The sequence below is a fragment of the Nesterenkonia sp. genome (assembly GCF_029265375.1).
Taxonomy (GTDB): Bacteria; Actinomycetota; Actinomycetes; order Actinomycetales; family Micrococcaceae; genus Nesterenkonia.
This window is the reverse complement of the sequence record NZ_JAJUJJ010000020.1, coordinates 21188-37690: the sequence shown is the minus strand read 5'-3', so window position 1 is coordinate 37690 and position 16503 is coordinate 21188. Positions and strand designations below refer to the sequence as shown.

17 protein-coding genes are annotated in these 16503 nt (G+C 68.3%); 15 read left to right on the top strand and 2 right to left on the bottom strand.

The genetic code is table 11. The annotated features are described in order from the left end of the window. The first annotated feature begins 185 nt into the window (after nt 1-185). From Q1K09_RS09270 to Q1K09_RS09210, 13 genes are all read left to right on the top strand, one after another. Nucleotides 186-1868, top strand: a complete 1683-nt coding sequence (locus Q1K09_RS09270; protein WP_300345017.1) for a thiamine pyrophosphate-dependent enzyme — start codon at nt 186-188, stop codon at nt 1866-1868. A gap of 31 nt (nt 1869-1899) precedes the next feature. Continuing rightward, complete coding sequence (locus tag Q1K09_RS09265) at nt 1900-2799, top strand: macrolide 2'-phosphotransferase (RefSeq protein WP_300345014.1); 900 nt, start codon at nt 1900-1902, stop codon at nt 2797-2799. Between the two features lie 78 nt (nt 2800-2877). Further along, nucleotides 2878-3072 carry a hypothetical protein gene (locus Q1K09_RS09260; RefSeq protein WP_300345012.1) on the top strand — a complete coding sequence of 65 codons (195 nt, stop codon included), beginning with the start codon at nt 2878-2880 and terminating at the stop codon, nt 3070-3072. After that, entirely contained in the window at nt 3065-3793 is a 729-nt protein-coding gene (locus Q1K09_RS09255; RefSeq protein ID WP_300345010.1) for a hypothetical protein, read from the top strand. The genes Q1K09_RS09260 and Q1K09_RS09255 overlap by 8 nt, the downstream gene beginning before the upstream one ends. Beyond that, nucleotides 3793-4989: a glycine oxidase ThiO gene (thiO, locus tag Q1K09_RS09250; RefSeq protein WP_300345007.1), complete on the top strand. Its 1197-nt coding sequence runs from the start codon at nt 3793-3795 to the stop codon at nt 4987-4989. The genes Q1K09_RS09255 and thiO overlap by 1 nt, the downstream gene beginning before the upstream one ends. A 17-nt stretch (nt 4990-5006) precedes the next feature. Further along, nucleotides 5007-5981 (top strand): hypothetical protein, encoded by a 975-nt coding sequence (locus Q1K09_RS09245; protein WP_300345005.1) that lies wholly within the window; start codon nt 5007-5009, stop codon nt 5979-5981. A 110-nt stretch (nt 5982-6091) separates the two neighbouring features. Further along, entirely contained in the window at nt 6092-6331 is a 240-nt protein-coding gene (thiS, locus tag Q1K09_RS09240; RefSeq protein WP_300345003.1) for a sulfur carrier protein ThiS, read from the top strand. 3 nt (nt 6332-6334) lie between these two features. Then, complete coding sequence (locus Q1K09_RS09235) at nt 6335-7156, top strand: thiazole synthase (protein WP_300345001.1); 822 nt, start codon at nt 6335-6337, stop codon at nt 7154-7156. A 168-nt stretch (nt 7157-7324) separates the two neighbouring features. After that, the gene (locus Q1K09_RS09230; protein ID WP_300344999.1) at nt 7325-8755 is read left to right on the top strand and encodes a HesA/MoeB/ThiF family protein; all 1431 of its coding nucleotides are present in this window, start codon (nt 7325-7327) and stop codon (nt 8753-8755) included. A gap of 84 nt (nt 8756-8839) precedes the next feature. Beyond that, nucleotides 8840-9880: a carbohydrate kinase gene (locus tag Q1K09_RS09225; RefSeq protein ID WP_300344997.1), complete on the top strand. Its 1041-nt coding sequence runs from the start codon at nt 8840-8842 to the stop codon at nt 9878-9880. 4 nt (nt 9881-9884) lie between these two features. Further along, a complete protein-coding gene (locus Q1K09_RS09220; RefSeq protein ID WP_300344995.1) occupies nt 9885-10868 on the top strand; it encodes an HAD-IIB family hydrolase in 984 nt (327 codons plus the stop codon). Continuing rightward, nucleotides 10865-11791: a glycerophosphodiester phosphodiesterase gene (locus tag Q1K09_RS09215; RefSeq protein ID WP_300344993.1), complete on the top strand. Its 927-nt coding sequence runs from the start codon at nt 10865-10867 to the stop codon at nt 11789-11791. Before Q1K09_RS09220 ends, Q1K09_RS09215 begins: the two co-directional genes overlap by 4 nt. An 85-nt stretch (nt 11792-11876) precedes the next feature. Continuing rightward, nucleotides 11877-12164, top strand: a complete 288-nt coding sequence (locus Q1K09_RS09210; protein ID WP_300344991.1) for a PLD nuclease N-terminal domain-containing protein — start codon at nt 11877-11879, stop codon at nt 12162-12164. Between the two features lie 60 nt (nt 12165-12224). Here the strand turns inward: Q1K09_RS09210 and Q1K09_RS09205 are convergent, their stop codons facing one another. Beyond that, a complete protein-coding gene (locus Q1K09_RS09205; RefSeq protein ID WP_300344988.1) occupies nt 12225-13541 on the bottom strand; it encodes a permease in 1317 nt (438 codons plus the stop codon). Next, the gene (locus Q1K09_RS09200) at nt 13538-14242 is read right to left on the bottom strand and encodes an ABC transporter ATP-binding protein (RefSeq protein ID WP_300344985.1); all 705 of its coding nucleotides are present in this window, start codon (nt 14240-14242) and stop codon (nt 13538-13540) included. Before Q1K09_RS09200 ends, Q1K09_RS09205 begins: the two co-directional genes overlap by 4 nt. A gap of 128 nt (nt 14243-14370) precedes the next feature. Here Q1K09_RS09200 and Q1K09_RS09195 point away from each other — a divergent pair, with 128 nt between their 5' ends. Together Q1K09_RS09195 and Q1K09_RS09190 are read left to right on the top strand one after the other, a co-directional pair. Next, the gene (locus Q1K09_RS09195) at nt 14371-15765 is read left to right on the top strand and encodes a histidine kinase (RefSeq protein ID WP_300344983.1); all 1395 of its coding nucleotides are present in this window, start codon (nt 14371-14373) and stop codon (nt 15763-15765) included. Then, nucleotides 15762-16442, top strand: a complete 681-nt coding sequence (locus Q1K09_RS09190) for a response regulator transcription factor (RefSeq protein WP_300344981.1) — start codon at nt 15762-15764, stop codon at nt 16440-16442. Before Q1K09_RS09195 ends, Q1K09_RS09190 begins: the two co-directional genes overlap by 4 nt. Nucleotides 16443-16503 lie beyond the last annotated feature (61 nt).

Sequence of the window (16503 nt, the reverse complement as noted above, 5' to 3'; positions counted from 1 at the left end):
GCTGCCGGCCCACTCTCTCCTGGTCCAGAGCCCATCCTCGCCGTTCGTCACGGTGCCGCAGATCCAAAAACATTTCACCTGGTGGACGGCTGCGCTTCAGAGAGGTGAGGCGGTGCGGGCCGTAGCTATGCTCAGGGTCGGCGAGACGCCCAGCCCCATTCAATGACGAATAGGACCAAGCTGCTGTGACTGAGACCCTTACAACCCTCCCCCGTCAGGCGACGTCGTCGGACGCTCCCCGCAAGTCTGCCGGCCATGTCATCGTGGACACGCTGGTGGCCCACGGTGTGGAACGCACCTACGTGGTTCCCGGAGAGTCGTACCTGGACGTGCTGGACGGGCTCTACCATTCCCCGATCGAGACCATCGTGTGCCGGCACGAGGGCGGGGCCGCCTATATGGCCGAGGCCGACGGCAAGATGTCTTCGGTGCCGGGCGTGGCCATGGTCACCCGCGGGCCGGGGGCGGCGAATGCCCATGTGGGCCTGCACACCTCCTGGCAGGACTCCACGCCGATGGTCCTCTTCGTGGGACTCATCCCCTACGAGCACCGCGACCGGGAGGCGTTCCAGGAATTCGATCCGCATGCCTGGTTCGACTCCGGTGCCAAGCGGGTGATGGTCCTCGACCATGCCGAGCGGGCCTCCGAGATCGTGGCCGAGGCGATGTTCGCCGCGAACTCCGGTCGCCCCGGCCCGGTGGTGGTGGGTCTGCCCGAAGACATCATCCAGCAGGAGATCGACGCCGCCCTGCACCCACCTATTCCAGTGGCCACCGGCGGTATGACCGTCAATGACTGGAAGGCGCTGCGCGATGCCCTGCAGTCCGCGGACAAGCCTCTCTTCGTCACGGGTGGAAACGACTGGACCCAAGAGGGCGCGCGCGGACTCACACAGTGGCTGGAGGAGCACCATCTCCCGGCCGCAGCCGAGTGGCGCACCGAGGGAACGGTTCCCTTCGGCTCGCCCTCGTATGTGGGGCCGATCGGCTACGGGCGCCCGAAGGTGACCCGGGAGATGCTGGAGGAAACCGATCTGCTGGTCTTCGTGGGCACCGTCCCCGGTGACGTGATCACTGACGGCTTCCTGGTCCGACAGGACTGGGGGAAGAAGAACTTTCTGATCACCATCGACCCGGCTCTGCGCGGACGCTCCGGCCCCGTCACCTACCAGATAGTGTCCAAACCGGACGCGTTCGTGCGCGACCTGGTGCGCATCGACCTCCCGGCGAAGCCCGCCTGGAAGGAATGGACCGCGCGACTGCGCGCCCAACAGGTCGAATTCTCCACGCCGGTCGCAACCGTCCCGACCGAGGGCAGAGCCCGGATGGACACCATGATGGCTCAGCTGGCGGATCGGCTGCCCGAGGACGCCATGTGCACTTTCGGTGCCGGGGAGCACACGAACTGGGCCCACCGCTACTTCCCCGCCAAGGGGTACGCCGCAATGATCTCCGCACGCAACGGCTCCATGGGTTACTCGGTGCCCTCGGCAGTGGCGGCCTCGCTGCGGTATCCCAGCCGTCGAGTGGTCACAATCGCAGGTGACGGCGAGTTTCTGATGAACGGTCAGGAGCTGGCCACAGCCGCACAGTACGGAGCCACCCCGTTGGTGATCGTGATGGACAACCAGGAGTACGGGACCATCCGCACCCACCAGGAGCGCGACTACCCGGGCCGGATCTCGGGCACGCAGCTGCGGAATCCGGATTTCGCCCTCATGGCGCAGGCCTTCGGGGGGTTCGGGGTCCGGGTGGAGCAGGACTCGGAGATTCCTGGAGCGCTCAACGCGGCGCTGGCGGCCATCGACGACGAAGGCCGCTTTGCCCTCATCCACCTGATCGTGGAGCAGCGCCTCAAGGCATACTGACCCGGGGGCGCGATTGCGCTAGCGTGATCAGATGAACTCCTCATCCCTGGACGATGTTCTTGAGCGGGCCGCGTGGCACGGGCTGGCGCTGAACGCGCAGACCGTGGAGATCAACGAATCCGGACTGGATTTCACCGTGGCGTTGGCCGACGACGCCGCCGGGGACCGGTGGGTGCTGCGCATCCCGCGCAGACCTGATGTGGTGGAGCGTATGCACCAGGAGGCACGCATCCTGGACCTGGTCCGCCCCTATCTGAGCCCGGCTGTGCCTGATTGGATCATTCAGGCCGAGGAGCTGCTGGCATACCGGGCACTTCCCGGACGTCCGGGGATGAACCTGCTCGGCGGAGAGCCGCAATGGCATATGGACCCCGAGTCCCCCCAGTTCGCCGAGGAACTGGGCCGTCTGCTGGCGCAGCTGCACAGCATTGACCCGGAGGAGGCTCGAGCGGCCGGCGTCGAGGTGCGCACTCCTGAGCAGGTCCGCCAGAACTGGCAGGAGGAGATTGAGACCGTAGCCGCGGAGTTCGACGTCGCTGCTGACCTGCTGCGCAGATGGCGAGGGTGGCTGGACGCCGACCAGCTGTGGCCTCAGAGCACCGTCATGACCCACGGAGAGATGTATCCGGCCCACGTGCTGCTGAGCGAGTCCGGTGAGATCACCGGAGTGCTGGACTGGACCACTGCGCGGGTTGATGATCCCGGGCGCGACTTCGCCTACCAGTTCTCCATCGGTGGCCAGGAAGCCTTCTCCCGCACGGTGGAGGCTTATGAGCAGGCCGGCGGCGAGGTGTGGCCGCACCTGGCCGAGCACGCCCACGAAATCTGGGCAGCCTCTCCGGTGGCCTACGGAATGTTCGCGCTGACCACGGAGGACCCGCAGCACCGTATAGCCGCGGCCGCTCTGCTCAACCCCGACGCCACCAACTGAGCCTGCAACCGCGCTCCGGAAGAATGTCCGGCTCGTATGCGATACTCAAACACATCAACAGTGCAGGAGGCACCCACCATGGCACTTGCTCCCGTTGACTATGTGAGCGAAGACCAGCTCCAGGAGGAGCGCCGACGTCTTCTTGAGCAGGTAGGTTTTTCCGAGGAGAGCTTTCTTCGCCAAGGAGACTCGTGGTCCCTGAACACTGAAGCGCAGTGGCAGGCTTTCGAGCGGCTGAAAGGTATCCGGTTCCTCTTGGGAGAAGATGACTGATCTGCCTGCTGATCAGCAACTGCTGAGCGAATCGAAAATCTTCGCCGAGCGGCTCAACGACCTGATCGTCCGGGTATTTCAAGACATCGAATCGCACTTTCGCGCGCAGATCGGGCCACGTGGGGTCAGAGTGGAACTCACTGAGCCGATTCCCCTGATTCGACGTGGTGAAAGCCGACAATTTGCGGTGCTTGCAGCGCACTTCAATTGCACGTGGAGCTCCGTGAAAGGCATCCTGGCAGTTCGAGGCTCGTCATTCATTCTCAGAACGCCCGAGGTTCAGGGGCCGCCGGTGCTGCAGATCGACTACCAGAGAGATATGGAGTCACCGAAGCGACCTGTCTCCCACATCAACGTATCGTCACAGCATGAGGGGCTGCTCAGGATGGTCGATCCAGATTCTCTGGTCGCGGGCAACCATGAAAGAGCCCGCGCCACGCACCGTCTTCACCTGCCGAACGGCGGCCACCGGTTCCGCCCTTCGATTGGGGACGTCATCCACATGCTGGTCGCTGAGTTTGATATTCGCCGGCTCCCCACCTGGAAAAAGGCGGTGAATGAACACCGCGCAATGTTCAGGGAGTACCAGACAGCTGCGGTGGTCCGGGATCATCCCCGCCGAGCCAAAGAAGAGCTGGAGGCCCTGGGCTATGACGTCACGTGGGCCGGCGACGGAGAGGAACCTACGACCTACCGGGAAGACCGGCTGACAGCGTTCTGATGGACAGCCTTTCCGTTCCGAAGTCAGCGTCGACCGTCGTCGTGGGAGCCGGCGTCGTCGGGCTGGCCAGCGCGTGGCAGCTGCGGCGGGCTGGGCACGCAGTGACTGTGATCGACCCCGCTCCCGGCAAGGACGCCTCCTATGCTGCGGCAGGCATGCTCGCGCCCATCAGTGAGGTCCAGTACGGGCAGCAGCAGCTCTGGGATCTCATGACCGCCTCCCGGGCCGAGTACCCGGATTTCATCGATTCGCTGCGGGCGGCGGTCCAGGAACCCACCGGCTACCGGGAGAACGGCACCATTCTAGTGGCCGCAGACCCCTCCGACCGGGACAGTGTCACAGCATTGGTGGACCTGCAGACCCGCCACGGCATGGACGTTCACCCGCTGACCGGCACCGCACTGCGCCGCCGCGAACCGTCACTGACGCCGGGCCTGGCCAAGGCCTGGGACATCCCCGGAGACCACCAGGTGGACCCCCGTCTGCTGGTGCGCAGCCTGACCGCTGCGCTCGGCGCAGAGCCCCGCAGGGTGGGGCCAGGTGCGGGACCGCCCGCCCAGTGGATGACCGCTGCGGTCACAGCGGTGGAGCCGGCGCCCGGCGGCGGCGGTCAGCTCACCCTGCAGGACGGCACCACCCTGCAGGCCGAGCGCATCCTGCTCAGTCCAGGGCTGGGCTACGCGCAGATCGCTGGACTTCCGCAGCACCACCGGCTGGACCTGCGCCCGGTCCACGGAGACGTGCTGCGGCTGCGGGTCCGGCCCGAGCAGCTGCTTCAGGGGGAGGAGCATGTTCTGCACGCTACGGTCCGCGCCACCGTTGCCGGGCGCTCGGTGTACCTGGTGCCCCGGGCAGACGGCGGCCTGGTGATCGGAGCCTCCTCCCGGGAGGACGGATTGGCCGGTACCCACGCCGGCAGCGTCGCCGAGCTGCTCCAGGACGCCATCGCCGTGCTGCCGGCAGTGCGCGAGATGCACCTGGAGGAGATCACCACGCGCGCCAGGCCCGGCACCCCCGACGACCGTCCCTACCTTGACCAGCTGGCAGAAGGCATAGTGGTCTCCACCGGTTTTCACCGGCACGGAATACTGCTGGCCCCGCTGGCCGCACGGCTATCCGCCGCACTGCTGGAGGGGCGGCAGCTCGGCGTATCCGATGCCGCATCTCTGGAGTCCATGCGCTGCTCCCGGCCCTGAGCCGGCTTGCCGCAGCCTTGCCGGAGAACGAGCAGGCCATTCACGGAGCACTGTGCCGCTGGATCGCCCCGGCCCTGCGCCAGTATGCCGCCTCCGGCAAGCTGCTGCTGGGCGACTATGCCTCCGCCCAGAGTCTGATCGAACCACTGGTCCAACCGCCGGTGACCAGCTCCGGACAGTACAGCGGCCACCGGCTCTACCGGGCCGGGCTGAAGACCCTGATTCTGGCCAGCAGCGGAGATCACCGGGGAGCGGAGGAGCTGCTGGACTGGGTCCGGGGATTCCCGCTGCCGGCCGGATGGGAGACCACCTGGCCCGGCGTCCCCGCCGCGGTGGCCGCTTCCTACATAGCCATCGCAGATGGCGATCCCGATCAGGCCCGGGCCCAGCTGGCCCTCACCGAGCCTTATGAGCTGCTGGTGGACCTCTGGCCGCTGATTCTGGACCAGCGGGCCCGCCTGAGCCTCTACTTCGAGCCGTCATCCGGGCTCCACGAGTTCCTTGATGCGCTTCGGGCGCGTCAGAGCATCGCTCCCACCAGCAGGTACTGGCAGCTGCATCTGCACGTGCGGGCGGTCGGCTTCGCGGTCGACGCCGGATCGCTGCCGATCGCCGCCCACCACCTGCAGCGCTGCCGCGGCCTGGACTATCCCGGCCGGCCGGGGCTGAGCGTGGAGCGGGCCGAGGCGCTCTACCTGCTCGGCGTCGGCCGGGTGGAGCAGGCGCGCGCCTTAGTCCAGACCTGTCTGCTGCGGGAGGACGTCACTGCCCGGGAGAAGTTCACCCTGCGCTACCTGCTGGCGATCAGCGAGCACCGCCTGGGGCGGACCGAGCACGCTCGCAGCGAACTCCACGCGGCATTGCGGCTGGGCGACGATGTCTCCCTGGCGCACTTTCACTCAGCGGCCACCTTGGCGGAGATGCTCACCGCCTATGCCCCCGATCGGGAGGACCTGCTCGCCGAAGTCCGGCAGCGGCTTAGGATGGATTGAAACCCGGCCGCACCGGTGAGGAAGACAGTTCCGGCGCTGCAGAATGCTCAGCCGGAGCCTTCGGAAGCCCGGGAACACTGGGCCCCAGCGGAACGTTGTGACGAGGACCTATGCCTACAGTTCGTATCAATGACACCGAGACCATGCTGCCGGAGGGCGCGCGCGTGCTTGAGGCGGTGGCGCACACCACCGGACGGGAGCTGACGGATACCGGTGCTCCCGCCGACGGCGGACGGCTGGGGGTGGCCGTGGCCCTGGCCGGAGAGGTGGTGCCCCGCAGCCGCTGGTCCGCCACTGAGCTCAGTGACGGCGATGCGCTGGAGATCGTCACAGCGGTGCAGGGCGGCTGAGCGATGACCCCAGAACCTACGACTCCCCAGCACAGCCGCGCCGTGCCCAGCCTGCAGGTCGGCGACTACATCCTCGAGTCCCGCCTGATCATGGGCACCGGGGGCATCACCGACCTCGCGGCACTGGAGAAGGCGCTGCGCACCTCGGGGACCACGCTGACCACAGTGGCGATGCGCAGGTACTCCCCGGAGACCAAGACGTCCGTCTTCGCCATGCTGGAGCGGCTGGGAATCGACGTGCTGCCCAATACCGCCGGCTGCTACACGGTTAAAGACACGGTCCTGACCGCAGAGCTGGCACGCGAGGCGCTGGAGACCAACCTGATCAAGGTGGAGGTCATCGCAGACGAGCAGACGCTGCTGCCCGACGTCGTCGAAACCCTTGAGGCCACAGAGCAGCTGGCCGAACGGGGCTTCATCCCCATGGTCTACACCAGCGACGATCCGGCCGCCGCCCTGCGCCTGGAGCAGGCGGGCGCGGCAGCAGTCATGCCCCTGGGCGCTCCGATCGGCACCGGGCTGGGCATCCTGAATCCGCACAATATTGAGCTGATCTGCTCCCGCGCCTCGGTGCCGGTGGTGCTCGACGCCGGCATCGGCGCCGCCAGCGAGGCCGCCCAGGCCATGGAGCTGGGCTGCGAAGCAGTGCTGGTGGCCTCCGCCGTCACCCGCGCCCAGGACCCGGAGGCGATGGCTGCCGCCGTACGGCTGGCCGTAGAGGCCGGCTGGCACTCGCGCCGGGCCGGCCGCATCCCGCAGCGCCGCCATGCGGTGGCCTCCTCCCCGATGGAGGGAATCATCAACCCGGTGGAGGACCTCACATGAGTGCGCACCGGCGGGCGAGCCGGCGCCGCCCGGCGAGCTGGGACGGCAGCGGCACCAGCCTGGCGCCCGCCGCGGCCGCGGCATCCGTCATAGGTCTGTCGAGTCCTCATAGGGCTACCAGGCTATGAATCGTCGATACCTGTATGAAGATTGAGAGGGGCACCCGGCATGAGCCTGGAGAAGTTCTCCCGCACGCAGGCTGAGCGGTTCCAGCGGCACTTCGCCCTGGCCGGCTTCGGCATCGAGGCGCAGGCCCGGCTGCTGGAGTCGCGGGCCGTGGTGGTCGGTGCCGGCGGCCTCGGGGCCCCGGTGCTGACCTATCTGGCCGCCGCAGGGGTTGGGGCGATCGACGTGATCGACCACGATGTGGTGGACCGCTCCAACCTGCACCGGCAGGTCATCCACTCCGAATCCAGCCTGGGGAAGCCGAAGACGGCGTCGGCGGCCGAGCGGATGCGCGGACTGCACCCGGAGGTGAAGATCACCGAGCACCGGGTGTCGATCACCGCGGAGAACGCCGCAGAGCTGATCGCCCCGGCGGACATTGTGGTGGACGGCTCGGACAACTTCGCCACCCGCTACGTGGTCTCCGATGCCTGCGAAATCGCCGGCACACCGCTCATCTCGGGATCCATCCTGCGCTTCGCCGGCCAGGTCGGCATGTTCTGGTCGGCACCGGATGAGCGCCACTGGGACCCGGCATGGGCCGAGGCCGGACGCGGCCCCACCTACCGGGACCTCTACCCAGAGGCCCCCGACGCCGGCGAGGTGCCCACCTGCGCGGAGGCCGGTGTGATCGGGGTGCTGCCGGGAGTCATCGGCTCGCTGATGGCTGCTGAAGCGGTGAAGTTCCTAGCCGGCGTCGGCGAGCCGCTGCTGGGCCGGGTCCTGACCTATGACGCGCTGACCTCACGGTTCAGAGAGATCCGCCTGGCCCCGGACCCGGCACGCGAACCGGTGCGAAGCATTGGGGCCGATGTGGCGGGTCTCGGCGGCGGCCCCGCCGCAGGGGATCAGCACGGCGCCACCAGCACGGACCACGACGACGCCACCACTGGCCACCGCGCCACCGCCACCTCTGACGAGGGCGGCGCCGCGCCGGACCACGACGACGCCGCCACTCCTGGTCACGATGACGGCGCCTCGCCGGACCACGACGCCACCACTACCGACCGCGACGACGGCGCCCGCCCCAGCGCACCGGCTGCGCCGGCATCCGAGCCCGGCGACGTCGACTTCAACCCCTTCACCGGCCAGCCCAAACAGCCCGATGACCTCAGCCCCGCCGAGTTCCGCCGTGCGGTCGCAGCGGGCCAGCTGGGCTGCATCCTGGATGTCCGCGAACCGGGGGAGCACCAGGCCGGTCACGTGGAGCAGGCGCGCAACGTGCCCCTGGGGGAGCTGACCCGCAGCGCCGAGCCGCCACCGGGCCTGGACCAGGCCACCGAAGACCGCCCCGCAGTGGTCTACTGCGCCCACGGCGTCCGCTCCCGCCAGGCGGTTCAGATGCTGCGCAGCCGCTGGCCGGACCTGCCGCTGAAGAACCTGCTCGGCGGCTACGAGCTGCTGCGGCAGACCGCCGATGACGCCCAGCGCTGAGCGTCCAGCGCAGCAGATCCAGCCGCAGGACCACCCCGCCAGCACCCTGCTGTCAGACAGGGGAATGCAGGTAGTGTAGAGACTGTGAGTTCATACCTGGCTGTCATCGGTGAGTGCTTGGTAGACGTTGTCCAGTCGGAGACGTCTGCGCCCAAGGCCCACGTCGGCGGCAGCCCGTTCAATGTAGCGGTGGGACTGGCACGGCTGGAGCACGACGTCGTATTCGCCGGACGCCGCGGCGACGACGACTACGGACGGATGATCGCCCGCAGTCTCCGGGCCCAGGGAATCACCAGCCTGCTGGAGGCCGACGATCTGCCCACCAGCGTCGCCACCGCCACTCTGGACCCCACCGGCCAAGCCAGCTACGAGTTCTCCCTCGACTGGCAGCTGCCCAGCGCCGAGGAGCTGAAGCAGAAGTTCGACGAACTCATCGACTCCTCCTCCTCCTCCTCCGGCTCCGCGGAGCCCGACGCCGAACCGGAATGCGCCCTGCGCCACCTGCACACCGGGTCGCTGGGTGCGGTGATCCAGCCCGGCGCCGAGACGGTCAAGGACGTCCTGGACTATGCACGGGAGACCGCCACCATCTCCTACGACCCGAACTACCGGCCCACCGTGGTGCCCAATCGGGAGGAGGCCCGGCAGCAGGTGGAGCAGTTCATCGCCCGCGCCGACGTCATCCAGGCCTCCACCGAAGACCTGGAGCTGCTCTACCCCGAGCGCAGCCACGTCGAGACCATGAAGGCCTGGCTGCAGCTGGGACCCGCGCTGATCACCGTCACCCGCGGGGCCTCCGGAGCCATGGCCCTGGCCCACAGCGGATTCGCCGAGCAGGAGGCCTTCTCCATCGACGTGGCCGACACCGTCGGCGCCGGTGATTCATTCATGGCTGCCACGCTCTCCAGCCTGAGCCGGCGCAACCTGCTGGGCGCCGACCGGCGAGCGGCCCTGCAGCAGATCTCACACGCCGAGGTGGCCGAGGTGCTGCGCACGGCCGCGCAGGCCGCGGCCATCACCTCCTCACGCTTCGGCGCCCAGCCGCCCACCGCCGCCGAACTGGCTGAGGCGCTCGCCGGCTCGTCTGGACCCGCCACGGACACCACCACCGCTGCCAGCAGCTGAGGCGATGACGTCACACCGCAGCACAGCCGAAGCGCCGATGCCCGGGCCCGCTGCCGCCCTGCCCCGGCTCAACGGCCGGCCGGTGCAGCTGATCGCCAGCGATATCGACGGCACCATCCTCTCCTACCGCGCCGCAGAGACTGGGGTGCTCTCCCCACGCACAGTAGAGGCTTTTCAGGCCGCCCGCGCCGCCGGCGTCGTCGTCGTTCTGGTCACCGGCCGGCCGGTGCGCGCCCTGCGCAGCATCAGCGAAACCCTGGGCACAGTCGGACCGGTGGTCGCCTCCAACGGGGCGGTGACCTATGACCTGGCCCGCGACCACGTCATCGCCTCCGATCCGCTCAACGCCGCGGCGCTGTTCGCAGTGAAGGACCTCATCGCCGGGTTCGAACCAGAGGTGAGCTTCGCCGCCGAGACCCTGGACCACCTGCACCTGGAGGACGACTTCGCCCGCGGTTCGCTGTGGTTCGACGTCGAACGCCGCCGCGCCGCCGGGATCCGTGACGAGGAGCTGCGGTTCGGGCCGCTGGACCAGACGCTGCAGCGCCACACCTCCGGGGCCGCAGCCTCCCCGGGGGTCGAGGTGGGCAGCGGACATGTGGCCGACACCGTGGTGAAGCTGCTGGCCAAGACCCACACCCGCGACCCGGACGGCTTCCTGGCCGAGGCGCATCGCAGGATCGGCCACCTGGCCACTGTCACCCACTCGGCTCCGCGGGTCAGCCTCCTGGAGATCTCCTCCAAAGGGGTGAACAAGGCGGCCGCCCTGCGCCGCTTCGCCGCCCGCCGCGGCATCGGCGCTGCGGACACCATCGCGTTCGGGGATATGCCCAATGACGTGCAGATGCTGCGCTGGGCGGGAAGCTCCTGGGCGGTGGGCTCCGGTCACCCGGCTGCGCTTCAGGCCGCCAACCACGTCACCGCCGGATGCGACGAAGACGGTGTGGCCGCCGTGATCGAGCAGCTGCTGGAGGGCAGACTCGCATGACCCGCCGACCCTACCGGGAGCATCCCTACCGCGACGTTCCGTACCTGCTGAACTCCCAGCCCGGCCGGCTGCACCATGCGCCGCTGGCATTCGCCCACCGCGGGGCGGACCCGGAGCGGGAGAACACCATGGCCGCGTTCCGGCATGCGGTGCAGCTGGGCTACCGGTATCTGGAGATTGACGTCCGCACCAGCGCCGACGGCCAGCTGGTGATCTTCCACGATGAGACGCTGGACCGCGTCACCGATGGCAGCGGCCCGCTCAGCGATAAGACCTGGGCCGAACTCGCCGAGCTGCGAGTCATCGGTGCCGCCGCCAAGCAGGCTGCCCGGCGTACAACCGCCGGGGAGCTCACCGACTCCCGCTACGCCGCACATTCGGTGAAGCAGGAGGGGACGCAGGGGCCCGGTGAGCCCCTGGTGCGCTTCGCAGAAGCACTGGAGGCCTTCCCGGACATCCACTTCAACGTCGACCTCAAAGACGCCGCGTCAGTCGAGCCGTTCGCCCGCATCGTCGAGGAGTTCGGAGCCCACCACCGGGTGTTGGCCGCCAGCTTCAACGATGCGCGCCGCCACCGAGTCCGCAAGCTGCTCGGCAATAGTGTCGCCACCTCCGGCGGCTGGGTCTCCACCGCGCTGATCGTGCTGCTCGGCCCATTGGGATTCATGCGCCGGCTCAGCGGCCGGGTGGCCCGCATCGACTGCGTCCAGGTCCCGATCCAGCGGGGGCGCATCCGGGTGGTCACTCCGCAGTTCATCGAGCGGTGCCATCGTGCCGGACTCCAGGTCCACGTATGGGTGGTCGACGAGCCCGCCCAGATGCACCAGCTGCTCGACCTCGGCGTCGATGGCCTCATGACCGACGACGCCGAAGCCCTGGCACAGGTGATGCGCGAACGCTCCGTCTGGCCCCAGAACGGCTGACCGGCACAGAGGCACTGAGCGGCCACCCACCGAACACCCACCTCGGTCCAAGCCCCCGGCAAGGCCGACGCGCTAGCGTGTCGGCATGATCGGCGCCGAGGTCCTTCTCACGGCCCTGACCCTGCTGGCCGAGCAGACACCGCCCGGATCGGTGGCGGTGCCATGGTGGCTGCGTTTCGGTCTCCTCGTCTACGGGGCCCTGCTGGTGGCGGCGTTCATGGTGTACGTCCAGACCCGGCACGAGCGCCCGTGGAACCTGCTCTGGGTGCTGATCATCGTCCTGGTGCCGATTCTCGGGGCGGTCGCATATTTCGTCGCCCAGACAGTGCGCTACCGGCGCAACCCCCCTGCCCGCCCCTCCCCCCATCGATGACTCTGCCGTTGTGGTCGGAAAGCGGCAGAAAATCACGGGATAACAGCCACAACAGCAGAGTCATCCGCCCAGCGTCATGCTCCGCATCGTCGGCCGGGTCACCAGCATGCCCAGCTGGACGAGAACCACCCCCAGTGCCAATACACCGGCGAGAGTCGCCACGGTGGCCGGCGAGGTCAGGATCACCCAGCCGACAACAGGCATCGCGACCACGCAGGCCGCCGCCACCGCAACAGTGAGCACCGCCGTCAGCGAGCGCATCACCGACAGCCGCCTGATCCGGTTCAGCTGATCCAGCGAGACCCCCATACGAGACAGCCCGAAGTACAGCTCACGTCGGTCGAGGATCTGTGCGGTCTGGTTCAGGCCCACTGAGCAGGCTGTCATCAGGAAGGCGACGAACAGGGTCAGCCACACCCCGCGAGAAATGTCCCCGAAAATCATGGCGTCCTCCGTCCCCTGCTCGAACTCGGCCAGGCTGATCAGCCCGACGCCGCAGCCGGCGATCACCCCGATGAAGGCGGCGACCGCGATCCCGCCGACCTGCCGCCACATCTGCTGCGGGGACTCCAGCACGTTGCGAGCGGCGATCAGCCTCTCGGGAGTCCTGGCACGCTTCAGCTGCCACCCGGTGATGACCTTCAGCACCCACGGCCCGATCAGCTGCACCGCCAGCAGCGGGATGCTCAGCAGGCCGAAGGCCACCACCGCGGTGAGCGCCTCGGACTGCAGCGCTGTATTCGGCACCAGCGTATAGACCGCCAGGATCGTCACCACCCCGCCCACCGCGACGGCAGCGCGTACCCACTTCACGTGCTGGGCAGTCTGCCGGGTGCGCACGCCCAGAGGAGTGACCTCCACCCGGCGCAGCCCGAGAAACGCCGAGCCCACCGCGAACAGCAGCAGCGTCGAGCAAGCCGCTCCCAGCAGGCCAGGGCCCAGCCACAGGCCGCCGACTCCCATCGGCGCCCCGGCGAAGGGCAGCAAGCCCACAAGCGGCATCAGCACCACATACAGCACGGCTCCGCCTGCGATACCGGCCGCGGCCAGCAGACCCGACTCGGCCAGCACCAGACGACGCAGTTGCGCGGTTCCCGCCCCCAGCAGGCGCAGACCGGCCAGTCGCTCGTCGCGCCTGCGGGCCAGCAGCCTGGCCGCCGAACTCATCAGTGCGAACATCGGAATCACCAGCAGAATCAGGGCAGCGGTGGCATAGACCCAATAGATCTCCCGCAGCCACTCCTGCTCCACGGTGTAGAAGTACATCGCCCCGCCGAAGACCATGAACCCGATCCCGCTGGTCAGGGCGAACCCGGCCACCGGCAGGGCCCACACCGCAGGCTCGGCGAAGATCCTGTGCAGAAACAGCCTGATCATCGTGCCACCTCCGCGTCTGCGGAATCATGGACGATGCGCCCATCCTCCAGGCGCACCAGCCGTGAGCAGCGCGCAGCGACCTGCGGGTCATGGGTCACCAGCACCAACGGAGCGCCCCGGCCCACCGTGGAGCCCTGCAGCATCTCGAGCACCTGCTCCGAGGTTCTCGAGTCCAGGGCCCCGGTCGGCTCGTCGGCGAAGACCACCTCGGGGTGTGTCACCTGGGCCCGGGCGATGGCCACCCGCTGCTTCTGACCCCCGGAGAGCTCACCCGGCCGGCGGTCCTCCATCCCGGCTAGACCCAGGGAGGCCAGCCACTGGCCGGCCTGCCGTTCAGCCTCACGCCGCCCTGTGCCGGAGAGCATCAGCGCGACGGCGACGTTCTCCCGGGCCGTGAGCTCCGGCAGCAGGAGTCCTTCTTGGAAGACGAAGCCGACGCGGTCACGCCGCAGCCGGGCGCGCTGTTCCGGGCTCATCCCGGAGACCGTGAGGATCCCGCCCGCGGAGCGGAACCGCACCTGGCCGGAATCAGGGCTCAGGATCCCCGAGAGCAGATGCATCAGAGTCGTCTTTCCGGAGCCTGATGGCCCCATGATGGCCACCGATTCCCCGGCATGCACAGTGAGGCTCACGTCATCCAGAGCTCGAGTGGTGCCGAATGTCTTGGTCAGCCGGTCGGCTGTGAGCAGTTGATGTGTCATACCTCCACTCTCGTGCCCTGTGCCGGGTAGCACATCGGAGCGCAGGATGAACTGCGGTCCCGGCCGCCTGCGCAGCTCATCCTGTGGTCGGAGGCCTTCCGGAGGAGGGCTCTCTACACTGGCAGGAAGTGAGCTGGGCCCCTGACACCGGCCAGGTCGGGGCGGCCCCGGGTCAGCGCCAAGCAATGATGGTGGGAAGCGAGCCAAGGATGCCGGACCGGGAACTGAGCGCCGCAGCGCCGCTGCACGTGAAGATCGTGCGGTTCTTCGAGAACCGCAGCTGGTTGTTCGACACCGTCTTCAAGGTGCTGCCGCTGCTGCTGATGGCACTGATGATATGGGTCCTCAGCGGAACCACCACCGGCTTCTTCGGCGTCCGGCTCTCCCCTCCGGTGATGCTGTTCTTCGAACTGATGTGCATCCTCCCCTTGGCTATCGGGCGACGCCGGCCCGCGCTGGCCGCCGGGATCATCGCAGCCGGGGCGCTCTGCCAGGTGTTCTCCCTCTACGGCCCGGGCGTCTCGGTCTTCGCCGTGCCACTGGCGGTCTATGCCTGCGCCAAATACGGCAGCACACGGGTCTCGGTGGTCTACCTGGTGATCGCGCTCATCGGCGCCGTGCTGGTGGGTGTGCACCAGCTGATTGCCGTATGGATCTACTGGGGCGCCCCGCAGTCCTATTACTCGCCCGGCACCGCGCTGTTCATCAGCACACTCAGCATAGGATTCAGCGCCGCAGTGGTGCTCGTGGCCTGGCTCTTCGGCGATCTGGCCGGGCGTCGTCGTCGTGAGCGGGAGGCCATTGCGGAGAAGAACCGGCTGCTGGAGCGCGAACGCGACCAGGAGGCCCGGCTCGCCGCCGACGCCGAACGCATGCGCATCGCCCGGGAGATGCACGACGTGATCAGCCACTCGATGAGCGCGATGATCGCCCAGGCGGACGGCGGCCGCTACGTGATGGACCAGGATCCCTCACGCGCGGGCCGGGCCTTCGAGTCCATCGGTGAGACCGGGCGCGAGGCCCTGACCGAACTGCGCCGTATGCTCGGCGTTCTGAGGGAGGAGGGAGAGCTGAAGACCCGGCCTTCGCCCGGCGTGGAGGATCTGCCCCAGCTCGCCCAGGATGTGCGGGCCTCCGGCCTGCCGGTCGAGCTGAACATCGCCGAGGACCACCTTCCCCCGCTGACCGAGGGTGCGGCGCTGGCGGTCTACCGGATCATCCAGGAGGCGCTGACCAACACGCTCAAGCACGGCGGGGACGGCGCCACCGCGACGGTCTGGCTGGGCATCGACTACTCGACCCGTGAACTCGTCGCCGAGATCCGTGACACCGGGCAGGGAGCAGCAGCAGAGAACGACGGCGCAGGGTCCGGGCTGCGCGGAATGGCCGAGCGCGCCCGCCTCTACGGGGGTACGCTGCTAGCGCGACCCAAACGCCATGAATCGCTGACCAGCGGTTTCGTGGTCGAAGCCCGGTTCCCGCTGGACCGGGTGCGAACCTCCGGCAAGGAGACCCCGGTATGAGTGAACAGTGCATCACAGTGCTGCTGGCCGACGACCAGGCGCTGCTGCGCGCCGGATTCGCGATGGTCATCGACTCACAGGCAGACCTGCGCGTCGTCGCCCAGGCTGGCGACGGGGCCGAGGCCCTCCGTCTCGTCCGGGAACACGCCCCGGACGTGGTCCTCATGGACATCCGCATGCCGGAGCTCGACGGGCTGCAGGCCACTGCGAGGATCACCGGGGAGGCTGCACTGGCCGACACCAAGGTCATCGTGCTCACCACCTTCGACACCGACGAATACGCCCTGCAGGCTCTGCGCTCGGGTGCGGCCGGGTTCCTCCTGAAGGACGTCCAGCCCGAGGTGCTGCTCGACTCAATCCGCACCGTGGTCACCGGAGGCGCCGTTGTGGCACCCACCACCACCCGCCGGCTGTTGGACACCGCCTTGCTGGGCGAGCAGCAGCGCCGGACACCGACACCGGAGCAGCGGGCCAAACTCGACCTGCTGACCAAACGCGAGCGGCAGATGCTGCAGGAGATGGCCACCGGGGATTCCAACACCGAGATCGCCGCACGTCTCTACCTCTCCGAGGCAACGGTCAAGACACATGTGGGCCAGGTGCTGGCCAAGCTGGGCTGCCGCGACCGGGTACAGGCTGTGGTCTTCGCCTACGACGCCGGCATCGTGGACCACTGACGTCGTCCCTCCCCGTCCCGTCGTCCCTGCCCGTTCTACGCCTCGTCCCCAACTCCCTCGT

What these genes read in the sequence shown, in the direction of transcription:
- thiS (WP_300345003.1), top strand. Translation starts at nt 6,092, where the DNA reads ATGCCTACAGTTCGTATCAATGACACCGAGACCATGCTGCCGGAGGGC.
- Q1K09_RS09260 (WP_300345012.1), top strand. Translation starts at nt 2,878, where the DNA reads ATGGCACTTGCTCCCGTTGACTATGTGAGCGAAGACCAGCTCCAGGAG.
- Q1K09_RS09265 (WP_300345014.1), top strand. Translation starts at nt 1,900, where the DNA reads ATGAACTCCTCATCCCTGGACGATGTTCTTGAGCGGGCCGCGTGGCAC.
- Q1K09_RS09235 (WP_300345001.1), top strand. Translation starts at nt 6,335, where the DNA reads ATGACCCCAGAACCTACGACTCCCCAGCACAGCCGCGCCGTGCCCAGC.
- Q1K09_RS09255 (WP_300345010.1), top strand. Translation starts at nt 3,065, where the DNA reads ATGACTGATCTGCCTGCTGATCAGCAACTGCTGAGCGAATCGAAAATC.
- Q1K09_RS09205 (WP_300344988.1), bottom strand. Translation starts at nt 13,541, where the DNA reads ATGATCAGGCTGTTTCTGCACAGGATCTTCGCCGAGCCTGCGGTGTGG.
- Q1K09_RS09190 (WP_300344981.1), top strand. Translation starts at nt 15,762, where the DNA reads ATGAGTGAACAGTGCATCACAGTGCTGCTGGCCGACGACCAGGCGCTG.
- Q1K09_RS09200 (WP_300344985.1), bottom strand. Translation starts at nt 14,242, where the DNA reads ATGACACATCAACTGCTCACAGCCGACCGGCTGACCAAGACATTCGGC.
- Q1K09_RS09230 (WP_300344999.1), top strand. Translation starts at nt 7,325, where the DNA reads ATGAGCCTGGAGAAGTTCTCCCGCACGCAGGCTGAGCGGTTCCAGCGG.
- Q1K09_RS09220 (WP_300344995.1), top strand. Translation starts at nt 9,885, where the DNA reads ATGACGTCACACCGCAGCACAGCCGAAGCGCCGATGCCCGGGCCCGCT.
- Q1K09_RS09210 (WP_300344991.1), top strand. Translation starts at nt 11,877, where the DNA reads ATGATCGGCGCCGAGGTCCTTCTCACGGCCCTGACCCTGCTGGCCGAG.
- thiO (WP_300345007.1), top strand. Translation starts at nt 3,793, where the DNA reads ATGGACAGCCTTTCCGTTCCGAAGTCAGCGTCGACCGTCGTCGTGGGA.
- Q1K09_RS09215 (WP_300344993.1), top strand. Translation starts at nt 10,865, where the DNA reads ATGACCCGCCGACCCTACCGGGAGCATCCCTACCGCGACGTTCCGTAC.